Below are 8,561 nucleotides of genomic sequence, written 5' to 3' on the forward strand. Positions count from 1 at the left end.
CGCAGACGAGGGCCGCCGAGATCAGGGCGGCCGCTCGGCCCGGCCCGCGCGGCGCTCGCACGCCGGCAGCGAGCACGATCGTCGCCCAGGCAAGAGCGCCGACGACGACTCCCGGGTCGACGCTCCACAGAGGCCAGAGCAGGGCGAGGGCCGCGCAAGCGACTGCCCCGCAGACCACTGTTCGGGAGGGGCGGTCCCGCCACGCCAGGCGGAGCAGGAGCCAGGCGAGCATGCCGAGGTGCCACGGCTGGGCGGCCGGCAGGAGCGTCCCCGTGAACCAGAGGACGCCCACCCCCACCGATAGGGCGACGTAGGTCGGCCGCCGAGCAATTGCCCCGGCGACGACGAATGCGAGGCCCACGGCAAGGTCGGCGAGGCCGACGACCAATGGTGCTGGCGGAGAACCGGCCTCGGCGAGCAGCCCGATCAGTGCCCCCGCGACGACCAGGAGCACGCGACCCCCGACGGACATGGACGAATTCTCCCACGTCGGGGTTCGCGTGCCAGGTGTGCCGGTGCGACTACTCGTCCGCTGCGGCGCCGGGTGCGTTGTTCTCGGGCAGACGTCCGACCTCAGGCCCCTCTGCGAGCCGGGCCCGGGCGTTCAGCACGTTGCCGATGAACCAGTCGTAGATGAGCACGCCGATCACACCACCGATCAGCGGGCCCACGATGGGCACCCAGAAGTACCAACTGAACTTGTCGGGACTGTGCCGGGTAGCGCGGTCTGCCCCCACCGGCCAGCCACGCGAAGAACCTCGGCCCGAAGCCACGGGCGGGGTTGATCGCGTACCCGGAGTTCGCACCGAACTCGGGGAGGCCGCAAGGGACGCCTTCGTGACACGCAACGTCGCGAGCTCAGTTGCGTTCCTCAGGACCCGCGAGCGCGTCACGAGGGGCCGCCGTCACGGCCGATTTGGTCTGGGCATGGTTTGGTAGCGCTGGTGTTGGCGCCAGCGGCGTTGCCCGGGTGGCGCGCCCACTCCTTCGGGCGCGCCGAACTCGGGGTAGCCGCGAGCGTCGAGGCGGATCTGCCACTGAGTCTCGGGTGAAGCGCCGGGGACGGGCTCGACCACATGGTGGTGGAAGGTGCACTGCAGCACCCCGTTCGACAGCGACGTCTCCCCGCCGGCCGACCAGGGCTTGCGGTGGTGGGCGTCACACTCCGCCGGGCCGGCAGCACAGCCGGGGAAGGCGCAGCCCTGGTCTCTGGCGATCAGCAGGGAGCGTAGGTGGCCGGTGAACAGTCGCTTCTCCCGGCCGACGTCCAACGGCACACTGTCCCCGCCCATGACCATCGGCAGGATCCCGGCGTCGCACGCCAGCACCCGCGCCTGCTGGGCGGAGATCTGCTCGCCCGTGTTCAGCATGGTGCCGGTGCCCAGTTGGCCGCACAACACGTCGTGGTCGAGGCCCACCAAGATCCGAGGACGATCCGCACCCCGCCGCGGCAGCTTCGTGCAGCCCGCATAGTGATCGACCAGCCGGACCAGCGCGTCAGCGGCCGCCTGCGCACGGCTGATCTCCTGCCCGGCCAGAGCAGCGGTCTTGCGCACGTTCGCGCCCACCGCGGTCAGGACCCCGACGAGCTTCTCACCGCTCACCGCGTCCAACCTCCCGGACAGCACCAGGCTTCCGTCGAGGTCCTTGCGCCAGGTCACATAGCGGGCCCGACGCTGCTCCCGCTCCGTCCGCTCGACCGCCCTGCGGTCCGCGTCCTCGACCACCTCCGGCGCGACCACCTCCACCGCACGGTTCACCAACCGGGCCAGCCCGTACGGCCCGAACTGCTGCCCGAACTCGACCAGCTGTGCAGCCACCTCCCGGCGCTGGGCACCGTCCAGCTCATCGGGCAGCCGATCCAAGCCGTGGGCGATCACCCGCGCCTGCTCCACCGACAAACAGCCCTGTCCGAGCGCGTCGGCCACGATCGGCTGGGCGTCCAACTGCGCCGCCAACCGCACCTCTTCCCGTGCTGCCCGGGCGCTGTGGGTGTTGCGGTCGACCAGCCACGAACTGGTTGGCAGGCCGGCGAGCTTCAGCGTGGCCTCACGCTTCTCCACATCGGCCAGCAATGCGAGCCAACACCCCTGCAACCTGGACAACCGCTGCTGCGTCGCCTCCAACTCCGCGAGCAGCGCCTGGTCGGTCAACTGCCACGGCTCAAGCTCCTGCGGCGGCGCCTCGGCGGGACCGTCCCCGGCCAGCCGCAACCAACCGTTCTCAATCGCCTCATACCAAGCGACGAAGAAATCAGGGCACGGATCAACCAGCACGCCGCTGCTGACCGTCACGCCCTCATCCATGCACCTCACGCTAGACGTCGCCACTGACAATTTCTTCCCGCCAATCCCTCCCCACGTACCTTGAAAGATGAAGGTTTACTGAGAATAATCGTACGCATAGGCGATCCCGTCCAGGATCGGAATCCAGCCGGACCGGTGGGCATTGCTGTTGCTACCACTCCGCGAGCGGCGGCGTAGGTTGAGGATGAGACGGAGAGAGCGATGAAATCAGGCCCCGTGTGGATGGGACGACAGAGAGGGCCCGGAGGGAGGTACGAGACACCCACTGCCCGGTTCGAGTCGTGCAACGGCGCCTATACCGGCTGCCTCGGTGGCATCCTCACCCCCACCGCGCATGCCTGCATCACCCTCGGCATCCGCAGCAACATCCACCCCGACGTCGAACCCTTCAAGGTGGCGCTCGGCAAGGGGGCGCCTGCAGCTGATGCCGCCGGCGTCGCTACCCGCCCGATTCGTCAATCTCCCCGATCGACCGCGGCCTGGACAAGCTCGACCAGCCAGCGGTGGGCTGATGGGCTGGATCAGCAACCCGGCAGCGCGACCGCCAGCACGTGACCATCGGGGTCGAGCGCGTAGCCGGCGGTCTCGCCCCAGGGACGCGGCGCCAGGCCGCTGACCACCCGTCCGCCTGCGCTCGCTGCGCGGGCGAGCGCCTCGGCGGCGTCCGGACGTCGCAGGTACACCTCACACCGCTGCCGTTCCCCCGGCTGCACCGCGCCGCCGAGCAGTGCCACGATGTCGGTGGCGGGCATCAGGCCCAGCAGCGCGCCACCCAGGTCGAACTCGGTCATGCCGGGCACGTCGAGGACGGGCTCGCGCGCGAGCACTGTCGCGTAGAACTCCCTGGCCCGCGCCTGGTCGGCCACGTACAGGATGAACTCCGGCAGCACCTTCCCCATGCCACCAAATCTGGTGCGGGTGGGCCCATGTCGGCAAGTCGCGAGGCGGCAGGATGGTGGCATGGCGATTCCTGACGACGCACCACAGTGGCGCCCCTGCACGCCGCTCGACGCCCCGGCCCTCGGCCGCTTCAACGCCCAGCTGGCCGAGGACGAGGGCGCGCCGGCGCTGGGCCCGACCTCGCTCTACGTGGAGCGGATGCGGACCTGGCTCAGCCAGGGTCGCTATCAGGCAGCCCTGGCCTGGGCGCAGGACGAGCCGGTCGCCTACGCGCTGTGGCGCGACGACCCCGACTACGCGGACGTCTTCGTCCGCCAGTTCTTCGTCGCGCGCGAACACCGCGGGCGGGGAATCGGCCAGCGCCTGTTCGAGCAGGCCGTACGCCAGTTCTGGGACGGACGGCCGCTTCGGCTCGATGTCTACGACAGCAATCCGCGGGGCGCCGCGTTCTGGGCGAGGCTCGGTTTCGCCCCGTACAGCCGGTTGATGCGAAGAATGCCCGCTGAGCCCGGCGTCGACGCCAGTCCGGCGCGCCCGCTCAGGGCCCGGACGGACCGTGCCTGACGATGCCGGGCCAGTCGTCGGGCGGCGGTGGTGCGTCCTCGACGGGCGCGCGGTGGTGCAGGTAGCCCGCGACGGCACTGAACACGGCGGACGGGATGTACAGCAGCCCGAAGGACAGCGCGGTGATGAGGATGAAGACGCCCAGCAACCCGGCCACGATCCAGGCCAACAGGGACTTGCGCCAGGGCAGGAGTGCCGGCACCGCGGTCACGAGCACCGGGATCGACACCGGCACGATCACCGACGGCCCCCACAACTGGATCATCGAGGCTTGCTGGCCCTGGACCACCACGGTCGGAAAGTAGGCGATGAACAGCACGGCGCAGACACCGTAGACGACGGCTGCCCACTGCCACAGTCGCGCCTGCCCGGCCACGGTCATCTCTGCTTCTCCCTGGGCTCGAACGGCTCCAGCAAGCTGCGGATGTCGTCGGCCGTGAGGGGCGCGGCGAGGTCGCCGGCCTCGCCGACGACCTTGGCGAACAGGTCGCGCTTGCGCTCCTGGAGCGCCACCACCTTCTCCTCGATCGTGTCCTCGCTGACCAGCCGGTAGACCATCACGTTCTTGTCCTGGCCGATCCGGTGCGTCCGGTCGATCGCCTGCAGCTCCGCAGCCGGGTTCCACCACGGGTCGAGGATGAACACGTAGTCGGCCTCGGTGAGCGTGAGGCCGAAGCCGCCCGCCTTCAGGCTGATCAGGAAGACCGGGTCGGTGCCGGAGCGGAAGGCCTCGATCCGCGCCGCGCGGTCCCGCGTCCGCCCGTCGAGATAGCTCGTGCCGATCCCCTCGGCGCCCAGCCGGTCGCGCACCAGGCCGAGGTAGGTCGTGAACTGGCTGAACACCAGTGCGCGGTGGCCCTCCGAGGCGAGTTCCGTGACCAGTTCGACGAGCGTGTCGATCTTCGCCGACACCGCCGCCTCCCCCGGCAGCACGAGCGCCGGCGAGAGAGCGAGCTGGCGCAACAGCGTCAGCGAGGCGAGGATCGTGATCCGGTTCCTGCGCAGGTCGTCCATCAGGCCGAGCACCTTCTTGCGCTCGGCGGCGAGCTGCTTGTCGTACAGGCGTCGGTGGGCGGGGGCCAGCGGGACGGACAGCACCTGCTCCTGCTTGGGTGGCAGCTCCGCGGCCACCGAGTCCTTCGTGCGCCGCAGCATCAGCGGACGCACCCTGCGGTGCAGCCGCGGCAACGCTTCGGCGTCCGTGCCCGCCTCGATCGGACGCCGGTAGCGCTCGGTGAAGACGGCCGGATCGGCGAACAGCCCCGGCGCGACGATCGACAGCAGCGACCACAGGTCCATCAGGTTGTTCTCCAGCGGCGTGCCCGTGACCGCGAACTTCGCCGCCGCGCGGAGCCGGCGGACGGACTGGTAGGCCCGCGACTGCCGGTTCTTCACGAACTGGGCCTCATCGAGCACCACCACCGACCAGGCCTGCGCGGCGTACTCGTCGGCGTCCAGCCGCAGCAGCGTGTACGACGTGACCACCACGTCCGCCGCCGCCGCGATGTCCGCCAGCGGCTCCGGACGCTTCTTCGCCGTGCGCCCGACCACCTCGACCCGTAGGTCCGGGGCGAACCGCGCGGCCTCCGCCGCCCAGGTGCCGAGCACCGAGGTCGGCGCGACCACGAGCAACGGGCGGTCGAGTTGCCCCGCCTCAGCCAGCGAGCAGGCCAGGGCGAGCGCCTGCAGGGTCTTGCCCAGCCCCATGTCGTCGGCCAGGATCCCGCCCAGCCGGGCGCCGTGCAGGAAGTGCAGCCACCGGAACCCCACCTCCTGGTACGGCCGCAGCGTGGCCCGCAGCCCGGCCGGCAGTGGCACCTCGGGCAACTCGTCGGTGTGCAGCAGCGCCGTGACCGCCGAGGCCCACGCCCGGGACTGTTCGGCCACCACGCCGAGACCGATCAGTTCCTCCCACAGGCCGGCCTGCTCGGCCCGCAGCCGCAGGCCCTCCCCGTCGCGCGGCTGGAGTTCGCCCGCCTCCTCGATCAGCGCCCGCAGCTGCTCCAGTTCGGGCCGCTCGAGACTGAACCAGGTGCCCGATGGCAGGATCAGGTGCGTCTGGCCGGTCGCGAGCGCCGTGAACAGCTCGCGATACTCGACCGGCTCGTCCTCGATCGTGACCCTGACCGCCAGGTTGAACCAGTCGGTGCCCTCGCCCGGGTCGGTGACGGACAGGCTCACCAGCGGCGCCTCCTCGGCCAGCCGGTAGTGCTGCGGGACTCCGGTAACCTCGACGACGACGCCCTCCTTCGGCAGCCGGTCGAGCCACAGGGTGACGAACGCCGCGGTGGCCGGCCCGCGCAGGGTGGCGGTCTCCGCCACGCGCCACCGGTCCCGGCTCGGCGTCGCGGGCCACGGCCCGCGCGGCAACGCGTCGAGCAGGGCATCCTCCGCATCCCGGTCGCGGTAGCCGGGCACGTCGCCGAAGGGGTACAGCTCGACATCCAGCACCTGCGCGCCGACCTCGTAGCGGAACGCCCACCGCAGTGCGGTCACATGATCGGGCTCGAACCGGACCCGGAGCAGCAGTCGCGGCGGCGAGGCCTGCGGCAGCTCGACGTCGGGAGCGACGTCGATGGCGATCATCCTGCGCAGCACGGGATAGAAGTCGGCGGCGAAGGCACCCACGTCGGAGGAGGGGATGTCCAGCCGGGCGTGCTGGAGCAGCAGCGTCTGCTGGCCGTGGCTGAGCGGGTCGGCGAAGGGCACCAGCAGCAGTTCCCCGTCCTGCTCGACGGCGAAACCGTGCGGAGGAGAGCCGATCAGGTTGCTGGCCAGCACCGGCCACTCCCGGCCGGACGCGACGGCGAAGGTGTGCAGTTGGAGTCCGCCGGAGGTGCGGGTGAGCCGGCTCGCCACGCGGGCCGGCTCGGCCGCCAGCCGGACCGGCGGCGTCCCCTGCCCGGGCACGAGTTCGACGCCGGAGGCGACCGCCTGGCGCAGCCAGTGCCACGCCGCGGCGCCGAGCTCGGCGACCTCCATCACCTCCGCCCTGCGCGAGTAGGAGTAGCCGGACCTCTGGTCGCGGGTGCGGGCGAGTCCGGCCAGCGCGGACCGCTGCTCCTCCGCGAACTGGCCGCCCCACGCGAAGGCGACGCTCTCCCAGGTGATCCCGGTGCGCACCCAGCGCCCCGACCGGCCCCAGACCAGGGGACGCAGCTGCAACGCTCCCGCCTGCGTCCGGGTCACCTGAATCGCCAGCGGCTGGCCGTCCGCGGCGGTGCGGGCTTCGGCGGCGATATCGCCGAGGGCTCGCTGCCACGCCGGGGTGAGAGCGCGCAGGTTCACCGTCCGCATGTGCCACAGCAGGGCCGCGCCGTGTTTGCAGTCGTACCCCACCGGGCAGGAGCAGGACGTTCGGATCGCGCCGGTCTCCGCCGTGTACCGCGCCACCGTCTGGTAGGAGCGGTAGGCCGCCCCCCGCACCTGAGCCTGGACCAGGCTGCCGCCGGTCCCCGAGCCGATGGCGATCTGCCCGACCCGGCCCTGCCGTACGTACTCCTGACCGCGGGCAAGCGTCACCTCGCCGAACAGCTCGACCAGTCGGCGCTCGCTCAGCTGGTGCACCCAGTCCGGATACCTCGCCTGGCTCATCCGGCGCGACCGGCGGCCTTCCTCGTGACGATCCAGAAGATCAGCGCGACGAGGCCGGCCGCCGCCGCGCCCACCACGCCCACGGGCGCCGCGGCGATCGGGTTCGCGTCCACGAGCACCACGGTGAACACGCCGGCAAAACCGTTCAGTGCGCCGTGCAGGACCGCCGGCGCGAGCAGCGAGCCGGTGACCTGGCGCGCCCGCCAGAGCAGGAACGACATCGGTACGCAGAAGGCGATCATGAAGGCCGTCCCGAACGTGGGGTAGCCGGCGTAGTTGAAGCCCATCAGGATCAGCGGCGCGTGCCACAGCCCCCACAGCACGCCGGTGAGCAGGTTGGCCCAGAACGCTCCCAGCGGGCGCAACTCGTCGGCCAGCCAGCCACGCCAGCCGTACTCCTCGCCGAGCGCGAACAGCCCGTTGATCGTGAAGCCGGCGACCAGCGCGCTGACCAGCGCCAGCCCCAGCAGCACCCACAGCCCGGGCATGCCCGCACTCAGGGAGGCGACCTGGTCGGCGTTCATGCTGCCGACCAGGAGCAGGGCGTTGGCGACGAGGTCGTCGTGGCTGACCAGCACGCGGCCGGGCCCACTCAGGTCGAGCACGTTCCCGAGCACCCAGCTCAGGCCGAGCATCGCCAGGATGAGGGCGGCCACCACGGGAACGGCCACCAGCACGAGCCTCGGCAGGGTACGGCGGAACCCGGAGAACAGCGAGCGCAGCAGCGGGCGACGACGGTCGAGCCGCTCCACCACCAGCGCGGCGACCAGGGGCGCGGGCATGTAGAAGATCGCGAGGACGGCCGTGACCAGGAGCGATCCCTGCCCCGACGACACGTCACGGTGGCCGGTCACGTACAGGGCGGCGGCGACCAGGCAGACCCAGCCGAACGCCAGGCCGTAGAACAGCGCCACCCGTGCCCAGCGGACCTTCGGGTGCTCCGGTGCCTGCACGACGTCTGGTGCCACGGTCGAACTCACGCAGCCAACCGTAGCGTCCCGTTCCGACACGCTCGCTACGACCACACGCCTGAGCGCAGGACGCGGGTCACGAACAGGTCGTCGTCCAGCACGGCCAGGTCGGCCCGGAGGCCGGGGGCCAGCCGGCCGACATCGGGCAGCGACAGGTAGTCGGCGGGCTGGGCGGTCGCCGCCCGGACCGCCGTGGCGAGCGGCACGCCCGCGGCGACCGCGTTGC

General features: G+C 71.4%; 9 protein-coding genes. 1 reads left to right on the forward strand and 8 read right to left on the reverse strand.

What is annotated here, in order from left to right; translation table 11 throughout:
* The 4 genes from QM633_RS10620 to QM633_RS10635 all read right to left on the reverse strand — a co-directional run.
* Nucleotides 1-472: hypothetical protein (locus QM633_RS10620; protein ID WP_415153727.1), on the reverse strand; the 472-nt coding region annotated here is incomplete at its 3' end.
* A 49-nt stretch (nucleotides 473-521) separates the two neighbouring features.
* Nucleotides 522-737: a hypothetical protein gene (locus QM633_RS10625; RefSeq protein ID WP_415153728.1), complete on the reverse strand. Its 216-nt coding sequence runs from the start codon at nucleotides 735-737 to the stop codon at nucleotides 522-524.
* Between the two features lie 168 nt (nucleotides 738-905).
* The gene (locus tag QM633_RS10630; protein ID WP_415153729.1) at nucleotides 906-2,306 is read right to left on the reverse strand and encodes a DUF222 domain-containing protein; all 1,401 of its coding nucleotides are present in this window, start codon (nucleotides 2,304-2,306) and stop codon (nucleotides 906-908) included.
* 521 nt (nucleotides 2,307-2,827) lie between these two features.
* Entirely contained in the window at nucleotides 2,828-3,205 is a 378-nt protein-coding gene (locus tag QM633_RS10635; protein WP_415153730.1) for a VOC family protein, read from the reverse strand.
* Nucleotides 3,206-3,266: 61 nt separating this feature from the next.
* Here QM633_RS10635 and QM633_RS10640 point away from each other — a divergent pair, with 61 nt between their 5' ends.
* Nucleotides 3,267-3,770 carry a GNAT family N-acetyltransferase gene (locus tag QM633_RS10640; protein ID WP_415153731.1) on the forward strand — a complete coding sequence of 168 codons (504 nt, stop codon included), beginning with the start codon at nucleotides 3,267-3,269 and terminating at the stop codon, nucleotides 3,768-3,770.
* On the opposite strand, the gene QM633_RS10645 is transcribed toward QM633_RS10640, so the two are convergent.
* From QM633_RS10645 to QM633_RS10660, 4 genes are all read right to left on the reverse strand, one after another.
* Nucleotides 3,745-4,152 carry a hypothetical protein gene (locus tag QM633_RS10645; protein ID WP_415153732.1) on the reverse strand — a complete coding sequence of 136 codons (408 nt, stop codon included), beginning with the start codon at nucleotides 4,150-4,152 and terminating at the stop codon, nucleotides 3,745-3,747. The two genes, QM633_RS10640 and QM633_RS10645, sit on opposite strands and share 26 nt — an antisense overlap.
* Nucleotides 4,149-7,364 carry an SNF2-related protein gene (locus QM633_RS10650; protein ID WP_415153733.1) on the reverse strand — a complete coding sequence of 1,072 codons (3,216 nt, stop codon included), beginning with the start codon at nucleotides 7,362-7,364 and terminating at the stop codon, nucleotides 4,149-4,151. The genes QM633_RS10645 and QM633_RS10650 overlap by 4 nt, the downstream gene beginning before the upstream one ends.
* The gene (locus QM633_RS10655) at nucleotides 7,361-8,344 is read right to left on the reverse strand and encodes a lysostaphin resistance A-like protein (RefSeq protein ID WP_415153734.1); all 984 of its coding nucleotides are present in this window, start codon (nucleotides 8,342-8,344) and stop codon (nucleotides 7,361-7,363) included. The genes QM633_RS10650 and QM633_RS10655 overlap by 4 nt, the downstream gene beginning before the upstream one ends.
* Before the next feature lie 35 nt (nucleotides 8,345-8,379).
* The coding region (locus tag QM633_RS10660) for an amidohydrolase family protein (RefSeq protein WP_415153735.1) at nucleotides 8,380-8,561 on the reverse strand (182 nt) is incomplete at its 5' end.

Source organism: Propionicimonas sp. (assembly GCF_047606205.1).
Taxonomy (GTDB): domain Bacteria; phylum Actinomycetota; class Actinomycetes; order Propionibacteriales; family Propionibacteriaceae; genus Propionicimonas.